Origin of the sequence: Enterococcus sp. AZ091 (assembly GCF_051714805.1) — a bacterium.
Lineage (GTDB): Bacteria > Bacillota > Bacilli > Lactobacillales > Enterococcaceae > Enterococcus_D > Enterococcus_D gallinarum.
In genome coordinates this window covers 616,398-634,572 of record NZ_JBIOSO010000002.1, presented here as the reverse complement: position 1 = coordinate 634,572, position 18,175 = coordinate 616,398, and the positions used below count along the sequence as shown (strand labels likewise).

The 18,175-nt window shown below is 39.4% G+C and carries 12 protein-coding genes and 1 pseudogene; 6 read left to right on the top strand and 7 right to left on the bottom strand.

All coding sequences use genetic code 11. From position 1 onward, the window contains the following. Window positions 1-46 precede the first annotated feature (46 nt). Together IGJ28_RS15400 and IGJ28_RS15395 are read left to right on the top strand one after the other, a co-directional pair. Window positions 47-1,771: an ABC transporter ATP-binding protein gene (locus IGJ28_RS15400; protein WP_003126011.1), complete on the top strand. Its 1,725-nt coding sequence runs from the start codon at window positions 47-49 to the stop codon at window positions 1,769-1,771. Further along, on the top strand, window positions 1,768-3,522 hold the full coding sequence (locus IGJ28_RS15395; RefSeq protein WP_252711464.1) for an ABC transporter ATP-binding protein: 1,755 nt from the start codon (window positions 1,768-1,770) through the stop codon (window positions 3,520-3,522). Before IGJ28_RS15400 ends, IGJ28_RS15395 begins: the two co-directional genes overlap by 4 nt. Window positions 3,523-3,600: 78 nt before the next feature. On the opposite strand, the gene IGJ28_RS15390 is transcribed toward IGJ28_RS15395, so the two are convergent. The 6 genes and pseudogenes from IGJ28_RS15390 to IGJ28_RS15365 all read right to left on the bottom strand — a co-directional run bounded on the left by IGJ28_RS15390 (window position 3,601) and on the right by IGJ28_RS15365 (window position 9,805). Beyond that, the gene (locus IGJ28_RS15390; protein ID WP_003126008.1) at window positions 3,601-3,873 is read right to left on the bottom strand and encodes a GNAT family N-acetyltransferase; all 273 of its coding nucleotides are present in this window, start codon (window positions 3,871-3,873) and stop codon (window positions 3,601-3,603) included. Continuing rightward, window positions 3,873-4,100, bottom strand: a pseudogene (locus tag IGJ28_RS15385) ((4Fe-4S)-binding protein). The gene IGJ28_RS15390 and the pseudogene IGJ28_RS15385 overlap by 1 nt, the downstream one beginning before the upstream one ends. A 355-nt stretch (window positions 4,101-4,455) precedes the next feature. Beyond that, complete coding sequence (locus IGJ28_RS15380) at window positions 4,456-6,645, bottom strand: alpha-galactosidase (protein ID WP_252711465.1); 2,190 nt, start codon at window positions 6,643-6,645, stop codon at window positions 4,456-4,458. 25 nt (window positions 6,646-6,670) lie between these two features. Then, a complete protein-coding gene (locus IGJ28_RS15375; RefSeq protein ID WP_138372152.1) occupies window positions 6,671-7,492 on the bottom strand; it encodes a carbohydrate ABC transporter permease in 822 nt (273 codons plus the stop codon). Continuing rightward, window positions 7,489-8,364 (bottom strand): carbohydrate ABC transporter permease, encoded by an 876-nt coding sequence (locus IGJ28_RS15370; protein ID WP_021150076.1) that lies wholly within the window; start codon window positions 8,362-8,364, stop codon window positions 7,489-7,491. Before IGJ28_RS15370 ends, IGJ28_RS15375 begins: the two co-directional genes overlap by 4 nt. Window positions 8,365-8,518: 154 nt before the next feature. Beyond that, a complete protein-coding gene (locus IGJ28_RS15365) occupies window positions 8,519-9,805 on the bottom strand; it encodes an ABC transporter substrate-binding protein (RefSeq protein ID WP_003126003.1) in 1,287 nt (428 codons plus the stop codon). A 168-nt stretch (window positions 9,806-9,973) separates the two neighbouring features. On the opposite strand from IGJ28_RS15365, the gene IGJ28_RS15360 reads away from it, so the two are divergent. Next, window positions 9,974-11,491, top strand: coding sequence for a response regulator transcription factor (locus IGJ28_RS15360; protein WP_113849492.1), 1,518 nt, complete (start codon window positions 9,974-9,976; stop codon window positions 11,489-11,491). After that, complete coding sequence (locus tag IGJ28_RS15355) at window positions 11,488-13,173, top strand: cache domain-containing sensor histidine kinase (RefSeq protein ID WP_171917403.1); 1,686 nt, start codon at window positions 11,488-11,490, stop codon at window positions 13,171-13,173. Before IGJ28_RS15360 ends, IGJ28_RS15355 begins: the two co-directional genes overlap by 4 nt. A gap of 250 nt (window positions 13,174-13,423) precedes the next feature. Here IGJ28_RS15355 and IGJ28_RS15350 read toward each other — a convergent pair whose 3' ends face one another. Further along, window positions 13,424-14,470 carry a hypothetical protein gene (locus tag IGJ28_RS15350; protein WP_252711466.1) on the bottom strand — a complete coding sequence of 349 codons (1,047 nt, stop codon included), beginning with the start codon at window positions 14,468-14,470 and terminating at the stop codon, window positions 13,424-13,426. 777 nt (window positions 14,471-15,247) lie between these two features. On the opposite strand from IGJ28_RS15350, the gene IGJ28_RS15345 reads away from it, so the two are divergent. Beyond that, window positions 15,248-16,729, top strand: coding sequence for a helix-turn-helix domain-containing protein (locus IGJ28_RS15345; RefSeq protein ID WP_228073953.1), 1,482 nt, complete (start codon window positions 15,248-15,250; stop codon window positions 16,727-16,729). Between the two features lie 457 nt (window positions 16,730-17,186). Beyond that, window positions 17,187-18,074, top strand: a complete 888-nt coding sequence (locus IGJ28_RS15340; protein WP_252711467.1) for an Rgg/GadR/MutR family transcriptional regulator — start codon at window positions 17,187-17,189, stop codon at window positions 18,072-18,074. The last annotated feature ends 101 nt before the right edge of the window (window positions 18,075-18,175 follow it).

Here is an 18,175-nt window from a genome sequence, read left to right as displayed (position 1 = left end):
TGCATTTTTTCTTTCATTGACTATTTTATTTTTACAGGAGGTTTTTATGATTGGATTATTGCGCTATGCCAAAGACTATCGTAAGCAGATCGTCTTAGGTCCTTTTTTTAAGTTTTTAGAAGCTGTGTTTGAACTGGTTTTGCCACTCCAAATGGCTGCACTCGTGGACCAGGGAATTCGCCAAAACAATTGGTCGAAAGTAGTTGAAATGACCCTCTGGATGATTGCGATGTCCGTCATCGGGATGATCTGTGCGGTCATCTGTCAATACTATGCAGCCACTGCTTCTCAAGGTTTTGGCACGGAATTACGCAATACATTAATGAAAAAAATCAATTTGTTGTCCCACAATGAATTGAATCTATTTGGAACAGATACGTTGATCACTCGAATGACCAATGATATCAACCAAATGCAAGTTGCATTGGCTATGTTGATCCGTTTAGTCGTCAGAGCACCTTTTTTGAGTATTGGTTCAGTGATCATGGCGTTTGTCATCGATTGGCAAGCGGGCTTGATTTTCTTATGTGTGCTGCCACTTTTTTGTATCATTTTATTTTGGATCATTAGCAAGACAGTGCCATTATATAAGAAAGTCCAGATCCGCTTGGACGAACTAAATGAACTAGTCAGCCAAAATTTGAGCGGTATTCGCGTGATTCGTGCTTTTGCTCGATCAAAAACTGAGACCAAACGTTTTGACCAAGCCACAGATGATTTGACCAATGTCTATATTCGTGTGACCAATCTTTCTGCATTATTGACCCCGGCTACAACCATGATTATGAACTTAGGAATTATTGCACTCTTTTACTTTGGCGGTTTCAAAGTGAACATCGGAAACTTGGAACAGGGGGAAGTACTGGCGTTGGTCAATTATATGAACCAAATGCTGTTGGCACTGATCGTTGTATCGAATCTCGTCATCATTTTTACTCGCGCTGCTGCTTCGGCTTCACGGATCAATGAAGTTCTTGATACAGAACCGTCGATTGATGATAGTTTATCTGAGGTTTTTATGGATCAACAAAAACAGGCAGGTGCCCTTCGTTTCGAACATGTGGACTTTCGCTTTTCACCTAACTATGGCTTAGCATTAAAAAATATCGATTTTGAGATTGCTCCTGGCACAACCTTGGGCATCACTGGTCCAACTGGCAGTGGGAAATCGACATTAACGCAACTGATCCCGCGTTTTTATGACACAGCTGCTGGTAAAGTGATCGTTGATGGACAGGATGTACGCAAGTGGCCGCTGAAACAATTAAGACAAAAAATTGCCATGGTTCCTCAAACGGCTGTTCTGTTCACTGGTACGATTCGTGAAAACTTACAATGGGGAAAAAAAGATGCGACAGACGAGGAATGCTGGCAAGCATTAGAGATCGCCCAAAGTCGCGACTTCGTCGAAGCACTACCGCAAAAGTTGGATACGCCGATTTTTGAAGGAGGCAAGAACTTTTCTGGTGGGCAAAAACAACGCTTAACGATTGCTCGAGCAATTATTGCTAAACCTGATATATTGATTTTGGATGATTCATTAAGTGCGCTAGATTACCAAACAGATCTGGATCTGCGGATGGCTTTAAAAGAAAAAATTCGCGGAACGATCATCATCATTTCTCAGCGTGTTCGTTCGATTCAAGACGCACAGCAGATCTTAGTGTTAGATCAGGGAAATCTGGTCGCCAAAGGCACCCATGACGAGTTGATGATCACTTCCAAAGCTTATCAAGAAATTGTGGCATCTCAAGAGGAGGAAGAAGAATGAAAAAGAAATCATTTGATTGGTCTGCCTTCCGCCGCTACCTCCCCTATCTCGCTGTGTATGCCAAAGAAACTTGGACTGCTGTCGTTTTAGGGATCGCTGCTGGCATCTCAACGGTTTTTATGACTTATGAAATAGGTCAGGCTGTCGATAAAATGATTGGTCCTAGCAAGGTTCATTTCGAAGAACTTTATCGCATTCTCGCGTTGTTTGGCGGTGTAGTGATCGTTACTGTTGTCAGTCAATGGCTGATCCAACGATTAGGGAATCGAGTGGCCTATCTGTCTGTCGCTGATCTGCGCAAAGAAGGTTTTGCTCATTTAAATACACTGCCCTTGCGTTATTACGATCAAACGTCTCACGGGAATATCGTCAGTCGTTTTACCAATGACATGGATAATATCTCAATTGCGGTTGCTGCTGTCTTCAACCAATTATTCTCGGGTATCTCTGTCGTGCTGATTGCCTTGGTAGTCATGGTTAAGATGAGTGTGCCACTGACTCTCGTCGTTCTTGTTTCAACACCGATCATCTTTTTAGTCAATTGGATCGTGGCACGAACATCACAAGCAGATTTTGCGCGTCAACAAGAGATCGTCGGTGAAATTTCTGGATTCGTTACCGAAATGATCGGCAATCAAAAAATTGTCAAAGCATTTGAACGAGAAGCAATCAACCAAGAACAGTTTGAAATGATCAATGACGAATTAAACCTTCGTGGCCGAAAAGCACAGTTTTCTTCCTCGTTGACCAATCCGCTTTCCCGTTTTGTTGACCATCTTTCCTATCTGTCTGTCGGCTTCGTCGGTGGTTTATTGTACTTTTCAGGCTCGGGGCTGGTAACAGTTGGGATGATTTCAAGCTTTACGATCTATTCTAGCCAATTTTCAAAACCATTTATTGAACTGTCAGGCATCACCACTCAGATTCAGACTGCATTAGCTGGTTTGGCACGAACCTTCCAGTTATTGGATCAAATGCCAGAAAGTGCGGATGACACAGCAACACAAACGATGAAGGAAATCAAAGGTAAAATCGACTTTGAAAATGTGGCTTTTGCTTATGATCCAGGACAAAAACTGATCGAAAACTTTTCTTTTACAGCTGAACCAGGTGAAACGGTGGCAATTGTCGGAAAGACTGGTGCCGGTAAATCGACACTAGTCAATTTGCTGATGCGTTTCTACGATGTTGATCAGGGAACTATCCGAGTAGACGGCGTCGATATTCGTCAATTGCAGCGAACAGCGTTACGAAAGAGTTTTGGTATGGTCCTTCAAGACACGTGGCTGTTCGATGCTTCTTTAAGAGAGAATCTCCAATATGGCAATGACACGGCTACCGATGGAGAAATATACGATGCTTTAAAAAATGCATATATGTATGAATACGTTATGCGGTTACCAGATAAATTGGATACGCCGATTGGGCAACAAGGCATCAAGATTTCCGATGGGCAGCGACAATTACTGACCATTGCTCGTACTATGATCAGTAATCCCCCGATGCTGATCCTCGATGAAGCCACCAGTTCAGTCGATACACTGACAGAAAAGAAAATTCAGGATGCCTTTTTGAAAATGATGGAAGGAAAAACCAGTTTCGTCATTGCCCACCGCTTATCAACGATCCGTGCGGCTGATAAAATTTTGGTTATGGATGCCGGACAAATCGTCGAACAAGGTACTCATGAAGAATTGTTAGCGGAAAAAGGGTATTATTACCGTCTCTACCATGCTCAATTTCAACATTAACAGGCACATGTTGATAGATTAACGCTAAAAGAAGTGGTTCCCTAAAAGAACCACTTCTTTTTTTAAAATTGAGAATTGTTATTTACTCCAAACATCGCTATATTCCGGTTTACGTTCAAACTCTTTTTTTGCAAATGGACAGAGTGGAATGATTGTTTTCTTTTCCGCACGCGCTTTTTCTACCCCTTTTGCCACTAACTTTTCTGCCAGTCCTTGACCACGATAGGCTGGATCGACAAAAGTATGATCAATGATCATTCGTTTTGTTCCTGCATTTGACCAAGTCATTTCGCCGATCTCTTTCTCGCCGTCTAATAAGGCAAAACGATTTTTTTCTTCCTTGATTTCCATTAGTTTTCTCCCCTTTGAATAAATTTTAATGCGCCGCTTGGACAAGATTGATTCACTTGAGCAACTTGTTCTTTTTGAGCATTATCGGGAATGACCCACGGTCGACGTCCTACCTCAAAAACAGTTGGATTACCTCAAACACACTTCCCACTGTGAATACAAATGTCTTTGTGAGAATAAACATCGAATGCTGAGCCATGATATTTGCGATACCCATCAGCAAGCAACTGTTCCTCTGCGTGTTCTTTTAAGTGCTCTGTCGTTGTTTTCCCTCCGTCACTGCTTGACTTTTATTGACCGCCTTCATCATAAGCTAAATCAACAAAAAAATAAAACAATCGCCATTTATACGTAAAAGATTTAGCAGAAAAAACAACTCTACTAGAAAAAACTGCAACATAAGCACTTCAACAAACAAACGATCCGAAGACACATCGAATCCTCTCTACAATCCGATCCTCGTCCCTAGTCACAGAGAGAAGAATTCTTTCTCAAGTCCAGTTTGGATCATTTCGTCTGCTTTTGCTTCTGTTACAGCTCTATTCGTTTGATTTCATTTGATAGTGATTACTGAAAAGAACCTTAGTCATTGTTGATCGCTGTTAGATGAACCATTTGTGTTGCATAGTCGCCGGATAAAGCAGGATCAATATAGAAACCGATCCGCATCAATTCATCGCCGCCGATTTTATATCCCCCCATTTGATACACTGTATCTGCCGCTAATCCCGCCAATTTGAGAGTGATTAGCGGTGCTGATGCTTCGGCTAATACACGGAAATAGAAAACAATCGCTTCTTGTTTATCTTCAGAAACGTACATCCATGCAGTATCATTTCCTGCAAAAGGACTCAACAAGCGAATAAACGTGCCATATTGGAAGAGTTGTCGATGTTTTTTATAAAAGGCAACTTGCTCTTTGATGGCTGCTTTTTCTTCATCGGTCACTGTCGTCAAATCCAGCTCATAGCCCAAGACACCAGACATTGCAACGTTTCCGCGGATCGCTAAGTCAGTGATCCGCTGTGTTTGGTGGTTAGGCACTGCTGAAACATGCGAACCCATGCTAGAAGCCGGGTATGACAGGCTGGTTCCATATTGGATTTTCAAACGGGCTACCGCATCGGTATTATCACTCGTCCATATCTGCGGCATGTAATACAAGAAACCTGCATCAAAACGACCGCCCCCGCCAGAACATCCTTCAAACAAAATAGTGGGATGAGCAGCTGTCAATCGTTCTAAAAAGTCATACAGACCTAAAATATAGCGATGGAACACCTCCCCTTGCTGGGTAGGATCTAACAACAATGAATAGACATCCGTCATGTTGCGATTCATGTCCCACTTAATATAATCAATGGGTACTTCGTTAAATAGAAGGGCTAACTGATCAAAAATATGTTTCCGAACATCTTCTCTAGAAAAGTCCAATACAAACTGACTGCGACTTAATGCGGGAGAACGTCCAGGTACTTTTAAGGCCCACTCGGGGTGCTGACGATACAACTCGCTCGCTTCTGAGATCATTTCCGGCTCTAACCAGAGACCGAATTTCAAACCCTTCTGATGGACTTTTTCCGCAAACCCTCGCAGACCAGAAGCTAACTTTCCTTCATTCTCATACCAGTCACCCAGAGAAGTCAAATCATTTTCTCGTGCACCAAACCAACCGTCATCCAAAACAAACAATTCAATTCCCAATGCCTTCGCTTCATCGACGATCTGCTCCAGTTTTTCTTCATCGAAATCAAAATAAGTGGCTTCCCAGTTATTGATCAACGTCGGACGTTCAGTCAGCTGATACTGTCCACGAATAAGATGACTATTATAAAAGCGATGATAGGTTTGTGACATTTGGTTGAGCCCTTGATTACTATAAACTGTAACCACTTCTGGTGATTGGAAGCTTTCCTGAGGTGGTACTGTCCAAGCAAATCGATAACTATTGATGCCCATGATGAGCCGCGTTTGATCATAAGGATCTTTTTCGATAATCATTTCGTGATTGCCGCTATACAGTAAACTAACGCCATAACATTCTCCCGAGAATTCTGTTGTAGCGGGATCTGCCAAAATAACAAAAGGATTCTGTTGATGGCTGCTGGAACCTCGCTTGCTGTCCAATTTCTTGATACCTGTCTGAACTGGTTCTCGACTGATTTGCCGTTCTTTCGCCCATGCACCATTCAATTGGATCAAATCAAGCGGTCGGTTGGGAAAATCCAGTGATTGACTGGCTAGTTGATGGATAACGATTGGTTCAAGACCGTCATTTTTTAAGGCACTTGAACGAATGATTGCTGATGTATCAGTAAAAATACTATAGTTCAAAACCAATTCAAGCGCGGCAACTTCATCTCGCAATATGATTTGCAACGTTTCGATTTCTTGCGGAGCACCGTGAGTTTGAGGCAACCCCGCAAGTGCTGGTTTGCCTTGACTGATTTCATGGCTTTGATAGATAAAATGCGCAACATGACTGCCATTTGGCAGTTGGATATCATATGCCGCTTCACGAAAATCACCGAACCCATTCCCAGGAAATTCCATCATCAGTGTATCCAGCGAGAATAAGCGATCCTTGCTGCCTGCTGGATTCGGCGAAAAAGAACGATCTAATCGCGGGTAACGATAATGGCCAGAATAATGGGTAATTTTCTTTCCAAAGTAGATATGCGCTAAATTTCCACCTTCTTCGATCTGCATCACATAACTGATTTTGTTGTTGCTTAAATGAAAAATTTGGTTTTTTTTATCAAAATGGATCATTTCATTTCCTCGTTTTCTCTTTTCTTTACTTCACAGAACCTAACATGCCTTGTACGAATTGTTTTTGTAATACGAAAAAGATAATCGCTGTTGGCAAAGTGGCGATCACGATCCCGCACATCATCATGCCGTAATCCGGTGTATAGGAAGCCCCCATCGCAGATAAAACCAACGGAACTGTCCGTTTATCCGGTGATTGCAAGGCAACTAATGGCCACAAGTAGTTGTTCCAGCTATTCATAAAGGTAATGATCGCTGCTGCTGCATAAGTATTTTTAGCAGTAGGCATATAGACTCGGAAGAAAATACTTAACTCATTTAGCCCATCAATGCGGGCTGCTTCTACTAATTCTTTAGGGAAAGCTTTGATATTTTGGCGGAAAAAGAAAATCAGGAACGCTGTACAAACAGAAGGTAAAATGACCACTGCAAAAGTATTGATTCCGATTGGGGTTCCGCTAAGCTGACTAAACATGCGGTATAACGGAATCATCAAAGCCGCAAAAGGAACCATCATCGATAAGAGTAAAATATTGAAAATGCGATCTTTTGTTTTGGTTCGATAGATCTCAAACCCATAGCCCGCCATGGAAGAAAACAGCAACGCGAAGACGGTCGTAATGACCGCAATCACTGCAGAGTTGCCCAAAGCACGAGTAAAGTTCAGTTCAGAAGCAAATAAATTTTGGAAATTGATCACCAGCTGATCACCGATCATGATTTTTCCTGCCACAATGTCAAAGGTTTGATTGGTCATTCCCAATACCATCCAGACAAATGGAAAGACGGAAATAAAGGCCAAAAGACCTAAGAAAAGATACTTTAAGCTTAAAGAGAGTGTTTTCAATTTTCTTTCCCTCCTAATTTTGTTTGGATGACGGATAAGACCACAATAGCGATCACGATCACAAAGGATACTGCCGCCGCATAGCCAAAGTTCGGGGTGAATTTATAACTTAAATTATAAATGTACTGCGAGAGCGTGGTGGTTGCATTGGCAGGTCCCCCACCTGTAATATTTTGTACTTCGTCAAATAATTGCAATGTTCCGATCGTTGAAGTAATTGTCGTGAATAAAATGATTGGCCGCAAATTAGGAATAGTTATCTTGAAAAGTTGATCCCATTTAGTCGCACCATCAATTTCAGCAGCTTCATAGATGCTAGGATCAATGTTTTGCATACCAGAAATAAAGAAAATCATATTATAGCCTGTCCAGCGCCAAGTAATGGCAAAAATAATCAAGACTTTTGCCCAGAAAGGATCCGTTAGCCATTGAATCGGCACCTCAATCAAATGAATTTGCATTAAAAAATTATTGACTAACCCATTCGCTGAGAATAAACTTTTCATGATCAACGAGTAAGAGACCAATGAAGTGATACAAGGTAAAAACAAGGCCGTTCGGAAAAGACCTTTGAATTTTAATTTTTTGTCATTTAGTATGTTCGAGACGATCAATGCCAAAAACAGCATGATCGGTACTTGGATCAATAAGTATAAAAATGTATTACCAAAAGCTTTCTTAAAGGTTGAGTCACTCAGCATCCGCTGATAGTTTCCCAAACCGTTGAATGACATCGTTGTCGGCGGTCCCGACTGGAAAGACGTAAAAAGAGCTGAAATCATAGGAACAAATACTAATAGTGTAATCAAGATCACAGGCAAAGAAATAAACGCGTTTCCATTCGCAAACCAATTTTTCGATTTATTTTTCATGGTGATTCCTCCTTCAAACGACACTATGGCACCAATCTAATGACTATACGAACGATTGCTGCTTAACAATCTCCTCTAATGGGAAATTATTGGTACCAGCAGCTATCGTTCGTATCTGATTTATTGATTATGAAACCATAGCTAAATGATTTGCTTAGTTTGCGATTTGTGCTTCTACTTGTGTTTGTGCATCTTCTAGTACTTTATCGATATCTTCCCCATTGATTACTCGCTGCAAGCTTTCTGTCAATACAGATTCGATCGCATAAGTATGATTGCCGTAGTTGACGGCCGGGATCTCTTGTGACCATTGAGAGAAGTCTTGGAAAACTTTTTGTCCTCCATAAAAATCAAGTCCTGAAGTATATTCTTTTGTCTCTTCGGCAGCATTCATCGTTGAAACCAGCCCAATTTCAGTTGCCAATGTTCCCATCAATTCTTTATTTGAAGCAAACGTTTTCGCTAAAAAGTCTTTCGCATTCTCTTCACCAGCTACGCCTTTAATGACATACCATCCTGCTCCGCCAATACTTGATGCGTTCACTGAATTGCCACCAGCTAGTGCCGGAATCGGTGCAATCGCCCATTTGCCGCTTTGATCTTCAGCCCCTTGAATCGTACTAGAATACCAAGCGCCTGTTGGTGCTGCAGCAACATTTCCGGATTGGACTGCATTGACGCCGCCATCCCAATCAGAGACTTGTTCAACTAATCCTTCATTCAGTAGTGTCGCCAATACATTCAAGCCGGCTTTGAATGATTCGTTGTCTTTAATCGTTACTGTGGTGCCGTCTTCACCGGTATACCATTCACCAGCTGACTGCATGATGATCCGTGCCAATCCCAAATCGCTTGGATCCAGAGACATCATGGCATGTCCCGTTTTCTCCTTGACATCTTTGGCAATTTGAATAAAGTCATCCCAGGTAATATCTTGGAGATCAGCAGCTTCATATCCTGCATCTGCTAAATAATCTGTACGATAAAACAGCCCTGCTACCCCACTATCAAAAGGTACACCGTAGATCACATCATCGATTTTGTTGACGGCGAATTTGTAGCTGGAAAAGTCATCTTCATTGACAATATCAGTTAAGTCGCTGAAAGCATCCGGATAGGAAGATAAATAGCCTTGAATACGATAGTCTTCGATCAAAACGATATTTGGCAAGCCATCCGTATTGCCTGATGCTAGACTAGTGTTCAACTTTTGAACGATGTCATCCTGTGACATGGTCACTACTTCCACATCAACATCCTTGTTTTCGTAAACCTTTTTTGCTTCATTGACAGCTTTGATATTGAAAGTCTCATCCCAAGCCCAAACTGTAACCTTATCAGAAGAACCTCCAGTGTCACCAGTACTTTCGTTGTTGCTGCCACAAGCTGTCAATGTCAATACAGTAGCGGCAGTCACAAGTGATGCAAGCAATTTTTTCATTTTTCTCCCTCTTTCCTTTTAATTACATTTTTACTATACACTGGAGTTGTAAACGGATACAATACGCGTGGAAGAGCTTACTAAAATAGTCCAAAAATAGAAAATTTTTACCAATACCTTTCTTTTATGAAAGCGTTTATACTAGAATAAAGAAATAGGGGGGATACCATGCATCATTTACATACAGTCTTGCTTGTGGATGACGAGACCACTATTCGTGATGGTTTAAAACATATGATTCGTTGGGAGCAAGAAGGTTTTCGCTTGCTAGGAGATGCAGCAAACGGACAGGAGGCTCTAACCCTGATCCAGCAATTACAGCCAGAGATCGTGATCACAGATTTAAAAATGCCGCAAATGGACGGCATCCGATTAACAACCATCATTCAACAACAATACCCATCTATCCATTTTCTGGTATTGAGCAGTTATGATGATTTTCACTATGTCAGTCAGTCTTTTAAGAACGGTGCCATTGATTACTTGCTAAAGCCAACATTGACGCCTGCTTTGTTGCTGAAAGCCCTAAACACCATCCGCGAAAAAATATCTGATACCCGCCAAATAACCGCTGAGGTCCCATTACAAGAATCTTTGAATCGCTATCTGGCTGGGTATGAAGAACCACTTACTCCTTTTGCTGACTATCTTGAAATAGCTATGAAACAGCAACTATGTTTTCTTTATACGAATGTCAGTTATTTTCGTTCCACTGAACAGCTTTTTCATGCATTGACAGAATTTTCGCAATCGAATTCTCGCTTGAAAACATTGGCGTTCAAGACCAGTAATAATGATGCGGGACTATTGATCAGTTACGCAGAAGAAAGTGATTTTTTTGCTTCTTTGAAAAATTGTTTGGACCAGTTGAACTATACCGAACCGAATGCCTTTTTTACCCTTGGATGCCCGTTTGAATCGATTGAAGACTTGCGTTCGGCTTTTCTGACTCTAAAAGATAAAAGTCGTGAACAATCCTTTTTTTATAAGCAGCAGCGGCTTGTCTTGGAACAAGAGCTTTTTTTGTATATGGAAAGTGATCGTTTTGATACAAAAAAATTTTTACGGGCATTATTAGACAATAATTTTTTATTGGGGATTACACGTATCGAAGACTATTTCAATGAGATGATTCTATCAAATGTCGATCCTAACTTTTTGAAGCAGCAGGCCAGCAGTATTTTTTATACGCTGTTGTCCCGCTTAGAAGAAGAATTTCCAACAGCTTCCCGCTTTAGTCGCTTGCGAGCGGAATTTCTCCATGAGATCGGTCATGTCTTGTATTTAGAAGATTTTTCCGATTTGTTATTGTCAACGATCGATGAGATACGTCTGCAATTGACGACTCTTTCCCCTATGGATGAAGATGACTTACTGGTCTCGATCCAGCGCTTCATTCAAGACAATTATATGAAGAGTCTCTCACTATCTGAGTTGGCAGAAACGTTCCACTTTAGTTATACCTACTTGTCAGCTTTCCTTTCTTCAAAATTAAAAATGAGTTTCTCTGATTATTTAAAAAATACACGTCTAGAAAAAGCCAAAGAGTTGCTGACCCAATCTGAGTTGAATTTGTCAGAAATCAGTGAAGCAGTTGGTTATTCCGATATCAGCTATTTTTCTCGAATCTTTAAAAAAGAATTTCAAGTCACTCCTTCTAAGTATCGGCGGTTGAACCAATTATGAGAATCCAACAGTGGCTCAAAAAAAATGAATTGTTCAGCCGAATCTTTTTGTTTGTTGTGGTAGGAGTAATCAGTGTTTGTTTACTGACAGTGATCGTTATCTATGGACGGTCCAAAGATGCTTATGTGGCTTCGTATCAGAGCTCGAACCGCTTGCTTTTGGATAAGATCCAGGAAGATTATGAGCGCTTGAATGAGAATATCAATCGTATTTTTGATGTCGTCGATGAGAGTAAAGCCGTAGAAAATTATTTAAAAGGACAGCTAAATCAGGGAAGAACGATTTTAGAACTCAATGAACAGTTGAAAGATACTCGCTCGCTTTTTCAAACGATTCCTTCCAACTTGGTATTGATTGGAACGAACGGACGATCATTCTTTCAAAATGATGCTGTCCGAAACCAGTCGGTTGAAACTTTTTTGGCAAGTGAATTTACGCAGCAAATCAATGAAAATGAGGCTATTAGTCAATACTATTTTCTGGAGCAAGGGTTGAGCACTTCTACGAGCCATTCACCAGGACTGATGTACGTGCGGAAATTAATGAAAGACGATGCTTTATTCGGTTACGCGTTGATTTTTTTGAAAGAATCTGATTTTTCTTCTATTTATCGGCAGTTGTTAGACACCACATTGCATACCATCTACGTGGTCAATGATCAAGGACAGATCTTGTCCTCTTCTGAAGAACAAAAACTAGGAACAGCTTTTGATCCAGCAATGATCGAAGTGAAAAATGATTCTGTTAATCAAATGCCTCTTTATTCTTATCAATTCACATTTTATGATCTCCTAGATGAATCTCATTTAGTACGCAATATGAATCTGATCAAACCAGCCGTACTGATCGCTTTTCTTAGTATTTTGCTTTTTAGTCTGTTCGCTTTCTGGATCATTCGAACAATCACACAACCTATCTATCAATTGATCGACAAGCTGCCGGCAGTCACACAAGGTGATTTCAGCAATAAAGTCTCAATCAATGGCACGTATGAAACGCAAGAACTAGGTCGTGCCTATAATTTGATGCTGGAGGATTTAGAATCCTATGTCGACCATTTGATGATCACCGAAGCGGAAAAACGCAAATTTGAGATCCGTTCCTTACAGATGCAGATCCAACCCCATTTTGTTTATAATACACTAACAGCAATCAAATTTTTGATTTGGCAAAATGAACAAGAGAAAGCAACTCAAGCCATCGATAGTTTCGTTCAATTGCTTCGCCATACATTCAACCGCAAAGAGATCGTTCCATTAAAGGATGAACTAGCCATCGTAGAAGAATATCTGATCCTGATGAACGTTCGCTATGGTGACCGGATTCAATCAACGATCTTCTCCGCAGAAGAATGTGAAAATTGTTTGGTTCCTAAAATGATCTTGCAGCCAATCATCGAAAATGCTTATCTGCATGCGTTTCCTGAAGAAGAAAAAGGCTATATTCAAATCTTTTCTCGCATCAGTAAATCAGGACTAATCATCGAAATCATTGATACAGGTATCGGCTTTGATGAAGCATCCTCGTTGAATAAGAATCAGTCGATCGAACATTATTCTGGTATCGGATTGGAGAATATCGATCAAAGAATCAAGTTACTCTACGGGGAAAAATATGGCTTGACCGTTGTCTCTCGCGTCAATGAAGGAACTACTGTACGCCTATTACTACCAAACCAGTAAGCAGTATAACTATTGAAAGAACATAAAAAATCCAACCATTAGCACTCCGGCTGTTTTTCTCAACTTTTAGAAAAACAGCTTCTTCAGAGGGCTTATGGTTGGATATATTTTGATAGTAATTGTTTAAGTTTTCACCATTGGAGGCAATGACTTGTTGATACAAAAACCAACCATCAATGATCCGTCTCCCATGGAGATACTGCATCGATGATTGGTCACTCACTACTATTTTCGTGCTTGTCTTTTTCCTTTAGATCCGATTTTCATGATCGGCAGTTTTGACTAAGTTCGCTCCGACCATGCCGCCGATCGATGTTAGAACTAGTCCTAAGACCATTGCTACAAAGCCCCAAATTGATGCTTTAGCAGTTGCATCACTTACTTCATCAGCTTTTTTACGCGCATCTTTGACTGCTTGATCGATATCTTGTTTTGCTTGTTCAAGATTTTGTTGTGCTGTTTCAATTTGCTGTTGTGCTTCGTCAGAAGCTTTTTGCAGCCCATTGACAATATTTTGGGTAGCTTCTTGTGCTTCTTGTTGATTTAGATCGGTATTTTTTGCTACCGCATTTGAAATGGCATCTTCATCAACGGAATCGCTGATTTTCGTTGCCCGATCTTGTAATTTTGTTGAAAGATCATCGATGATTTCGTCTGCTTTATTTGGATCCGTAGCGATTTTCTTACCTGCATCGGTAATATCACTCGTTGCATCAGAAACTTGATCTTGCAAATAGTTTGGCTGCAATTCAGGAACATCAGTGTCTTTTAATACGTCGCGGACGTCCGTTTGCAATTGATCTGTATCAATATCTCCCATGTTTCCTGTAATTTCATCAAAGGCTTTTGATGCGACATCTGCTGTTCCCGACGCGACATTCTCTACGCCACTTCCGACAGCTGAAGCGATATTGCCCAATAGTGAACCAACTACAGAAAAAGCCCCAATCGTTAAATATGATAACATAACGATCGTAACGATCATACTGGTTGCCCAAGTAAGAAATCCATGTACCAAACCAACGCGTCTAGCTGCTACACCAGAAACAAATCCTGCGCCGAATAATGAAAGAATCAGTGTCACAACAGTCCAAATCATCAAGCCTGTTCCCACACCATCCAGCGGGTTGTTTGAAGTAGGTTCTACCATTCCAAAGCCGATCGCTGAGCCGATTAATGAAAATGTCATGAATAATGCAATAAACGTCACGACTCCTGCGAAAATTGAGCCCCAGGATAAGTTAAAACCGGCCTCCCGCTCATTTGCTCCTAAATAATCTCTAAATCCGTGTTTCATTTTACGTCCTCCTTTTTTTCCTCTAAAAACAGTCTAACACCCCTACGTTTTTTTATCAATCAAGACGACTTATCCCTCGCCCAGAAGTAAAAATACATTTGTTTTTCTATTCATCAGCACTAGCTTTTCAACTTATATTTATTAGGTTTTGTCACCATTTCTTGAAAGATAATAAAAAAAATCGTTTTTGAAGAAACCCACGCCATTCTCAATTGTCTCCTAACCATTCTCACTCCTAAATGGACAACAATTTTTTCAGATTATTTCTATGTAAACAAAAAAGCACAACTAACATCTCTCTTGTTCTCTAAGAATAATCGTCAAAAAGCTTTTGTACCGCCTTTTTCTAAGTTCAGCATGTAGGATTTCCTAAGGATCAGCATCGTCTATTTACTGAAATCACATGGATAAAAATAAGTACACGCACTTGTCACTGTTTTTTAACTTGTAGGAACAGGTATTATGTGTTATTTTAAAAACAAAAAATCTTCTTATATCGTTCGTTTATTAATTACGTACATATATTTAAAGACCGAATAATTATTCTATAGTGATTCTTTTACTCTAAAAAAACGCATAAAAAAAAGAGAAAATCTGCTATTTTTGAATAGCGATTTTCTTCACATAAAATCCAATGATAATTTTACACCGAGATTATTTAATTACACAACACGACAAAAGAAGAACTTTTTTAATCAAAAATTGGCATCTCAAACTTACATTTTTGATTCATTATTAAATAATATTTATGATAATATTTTTAAAAGGAGGATGATTATGTTTGAAGATCTGTTACTCACCAATCATGCAAAGAAAAAATTAGCAATTTTGACTTATTTAAATGAGAATACCAATCAACCAATCAATATCAGTAAAATCGCCGAGCATCTGGGCTTGTCTTATCACGGGATAGCACCACTCATAGAGGAAATGCAACAAGAGTTTTCAGCGCTTTATCAAGTTTCGTTATGTGAAAAAGGTTTCAAGGTTCGTTCATTAGAAGAACCACTTTCCTATTCACTTTATCAGAAGTATTTGATTCAGGAAAGCCTTGCTTTCCAACTTCTACTTACATCGATCATGAACCCGGAAATGACCATCAATGATTTTTCAACTGTTCATTTTGTCAGTCATTCAACGATCACCCGGGCACTTAAACCACTGAAGACTTATTTATTGGGAAAAGAAATCCATTTGAATGTTTCTCAGTTGAAACTGACTGGAAATGAAATCAATATCCGTTCATTTTACGTTCAAATTTTAACTTATCTAGAGAACTCACCATTAGAAGCGGATTACTTAACGGACTTCAGTGATCAAACGGTTTTGATCAACGAATTAGCATTACAAAAGTTTTCTCCTGTTAACCAACGACTGATCTTAGTCATTTTATTTGTATCCAAACTTCGATTCGAACAAGGCTATTTGCTTAACCCAATCAATGGTTTTGAAAAATTATTTTCAAAGATGAACCATCCTCTAGAAAATTATTTTACGGCATTTATGACTGACGAAAAACAAGTAACTTATCAGATCAATTATGTCAAAGGAATGCTGTTCTTTCTAGTCCGTTTCGCTGAGCCAACACCAGAAAGAGCTGCTCTACTTTGTGATTTCTATGAACAGATCAAAGAAGATGATCCTATTTTTCATGAGTTTATGGCTGATTTTAGTCACGTATTATTACCAGAAATCGTTGGGATCCCTTTTGATGAAGAAGTATTTTCTGAAATTCAAAAAGATAGCTTCATTATTCTGTATATTTTTTATGCAAACAATGGCCTATTGATTGATTTTTGGTCTCAAAATGAGTTGAATCTATCCTTTCAAAAGAAAGGATTTACAAATCTACAGAAAAAGATTCGTCCATTTTTGACAAAATACACTCGACGTGTTGGTTATGAATGGCTCAAAAAAGCCAAATCACTAGTCCTAGACTATCTGACTTTTTTCATATATCCGTTTTATCAACAGCATCATTTACAAAAATTACAGGTGGGAATCATTCCTTCATTGAATTTATCAGCCATTCAGCAAATCAGTTTTTTATTGGATCAAATTCAATTTGTGGACTATGATATCGTAAGAAACCACGAAAAAGACTTTGACTATTACATCGTTCCAGCAAATAGATTGTTGCCAGCAATTGAGTATCCTGCTTATGTCATGGAAGAAACTGAGACTCTAAAAGAGTTGTCGCCATTATTTGACGCTTTATGGGAGGAATATCTGACAATCAACGACTTTTCGATAAACTAAAAAACCAGTGGCTTCCTTTTTGGAATGCCACTGGTTTTCTGTCTATCATTCTTGATTTAAACATAGGAAAAAGCAGAAATCGCTGTTTTCCTGCTTTTTCCTACTTCAAGTTCCTGTTTCCTCCTAAGATCGACAGCCTAGAATGCCTGCTAAGCAGGACTTTGGGGAGAGGTCAACGACCTTGGAGGAGCAAATAGTAAATTATTACTAGAAACCACCTATTTTTGCGTTACTGAAATCTGATGTTGATCAGATTTACTGAACGAACTTTTAGCGTAAGAAAGAAAAAATGTTGATCATATTTTCAACAACTTCCCATGGAAACCCAAATAATTGAAACATTTTCTTTTCCTCCTTTAATTGACTTTCCTTCAGTTTAATTGGAAAATAGTACTATAGTTGATTTGGACTATTTTTTCGTCCACCTATTTTCTAGGTGCATTTAGGAGGTGCTTTTTTGGAAGCCAATCTATTACTGAAAAAGTTACGTACTGAACGTAATCTTTCCCAAAGAAAGTTAGCAGCCGATATATCTGAGCGGAGCACGTTAGCTACTTTTGAACAAAAAGGTCATCGAATTGCTTTTGATATTCTTTACAAATACCTTGATCGCTTGAATGTGACTCTCGAAGAATTTGAGTATCATTTGACAAACAATCAATTAAATGAAAAGAAGCAACTCTCGAAACAATTTCACAATGCTTATTACCAACATGATTATGATCAGCTAGCAATCTTGATTGACGAGTCAAAAACAACCTACCAAGAAACACAAGACTTTTTCTACTATCTTCTTTATAGCCAGTACTATTTGATCCTAAAGAAAAAGGGTTTTCTACATACCATCGATGAAACAGAAAAAATCGAGGCAGCGATAAAGAGCTACCTCGACAAAATAGAAACCTGGGGAAGATTTGAGATTACCATATTTGCAAATCTAATGTTTCTTTTCACGGACGAATATATTTTGTTTCAAATCGAGCAACTAAACAAGCAGGAATTTTATAATAATTTGCTTAGTCTCAATTATCATATTTATTCTAAGTTGTTGACTAACGCGGCCTTTCTTTTCATTGACCGCAATCAGATCGATCATCTTAAACAAATTTTGTTTTATATGACCAAAAATATTCCATTGGATAACGACCGGATTCGATTGATGATCCGCTATTTCGAAGGGATCATCGCGATCTTCCATGGTGAAATCGAAACTGGAAAACAAACAATCACGAAAGCAATTGAGATCCTACACTTTTTAGGTCAATCTGCCTACGCTGCTGAACTATCAGAATTAGCAACCAACGTCCTTTTGACAGTGGCACCATCTGAAGAACCTTTTTTATAATGTTGCTGCCGGAAAAATCTGTATAGGATAAAAAAAAACGATCTGAAAGTCTTCTTTCTGCGCCAATACTTGTTAGCAGAAAAGAGTGTCTTTCAGATCGT

Excerpts from the sequence above, each read along its gene's own strand:
- IGJ28_RS15345 (WP_228073953.1), top strand. The coding sequence starts at position 15,248 with ATGTTTGAAGATCTGTTACTCACCAATCATGCAAAGAAAAAATTAGCA.
- IGJ28_RS15355 (WP_171917403.1), top strand. The coding sequence starts at position 11,488 with ATGAGAATCCAACAGTGGCTCAAAAAAAATGAATTGTTCAGCCGAATC.
- IGJ28_RS15360 (WP_113849492.1), top strand. The coding sequence starts at position 9,974 with ATGCATCATTTACATACAGTCTTGCTTGTGGATGACGAGACCACTATT.
- IGJ28_RS15365 (WP_003126003.1), bottom strand. The coding sequence starts at position 9,805 with ATGAAAAAATTGCTTGCATCACTTGTGACTGCCGCTACTGTATTGACA.
- IGJ28_RS15400 (WP_003126011.1), top strand. The coding sequence starts at position 47 with ATGATTGGATTATTGCGCTATGCCAAAGACTATCGTAAGCAGATCGTC.
- IGJ28_RS15390 (WP_003126008.1), bottom strand. The coding sequence starts at position 3,873 with ATGGAAATCAAGGAAGAAAAAAATCGTTTTGCCTTATTAGACGGCGAG.
- IGJ28_RS15395 (WP_252711464.1), top strand. The coding sequence starts at position 1,768 with ATGAAAAAGAAATCATTTGATTGGTCTGCCTTCCGCCGCTACCTCCCC.
- IGJ28_RS15370 (WP_021150076.1), bottom strand. The coding sequence starts at position 8,364 with ATGAAAAATAAATCGAAAAATTGGTTTGCGAATGGAAACGCGTTTATT.
- IGJ28_RS15380 (WP_252711465.1), bottom strand. The coding sequence starts at position 6,645 with ATGATCCATTTTGATAAAAAAAACCAAATTTTTCATTTAAGCAACAAC.
- IGJ28_RS15350 (WP_252711466.1), bottom strand. The coding sequence starts at position 14,470 with ATGAAACACGGATTTAGAGATTATTTAGGAGCAAATGAGCGGGAGGCC.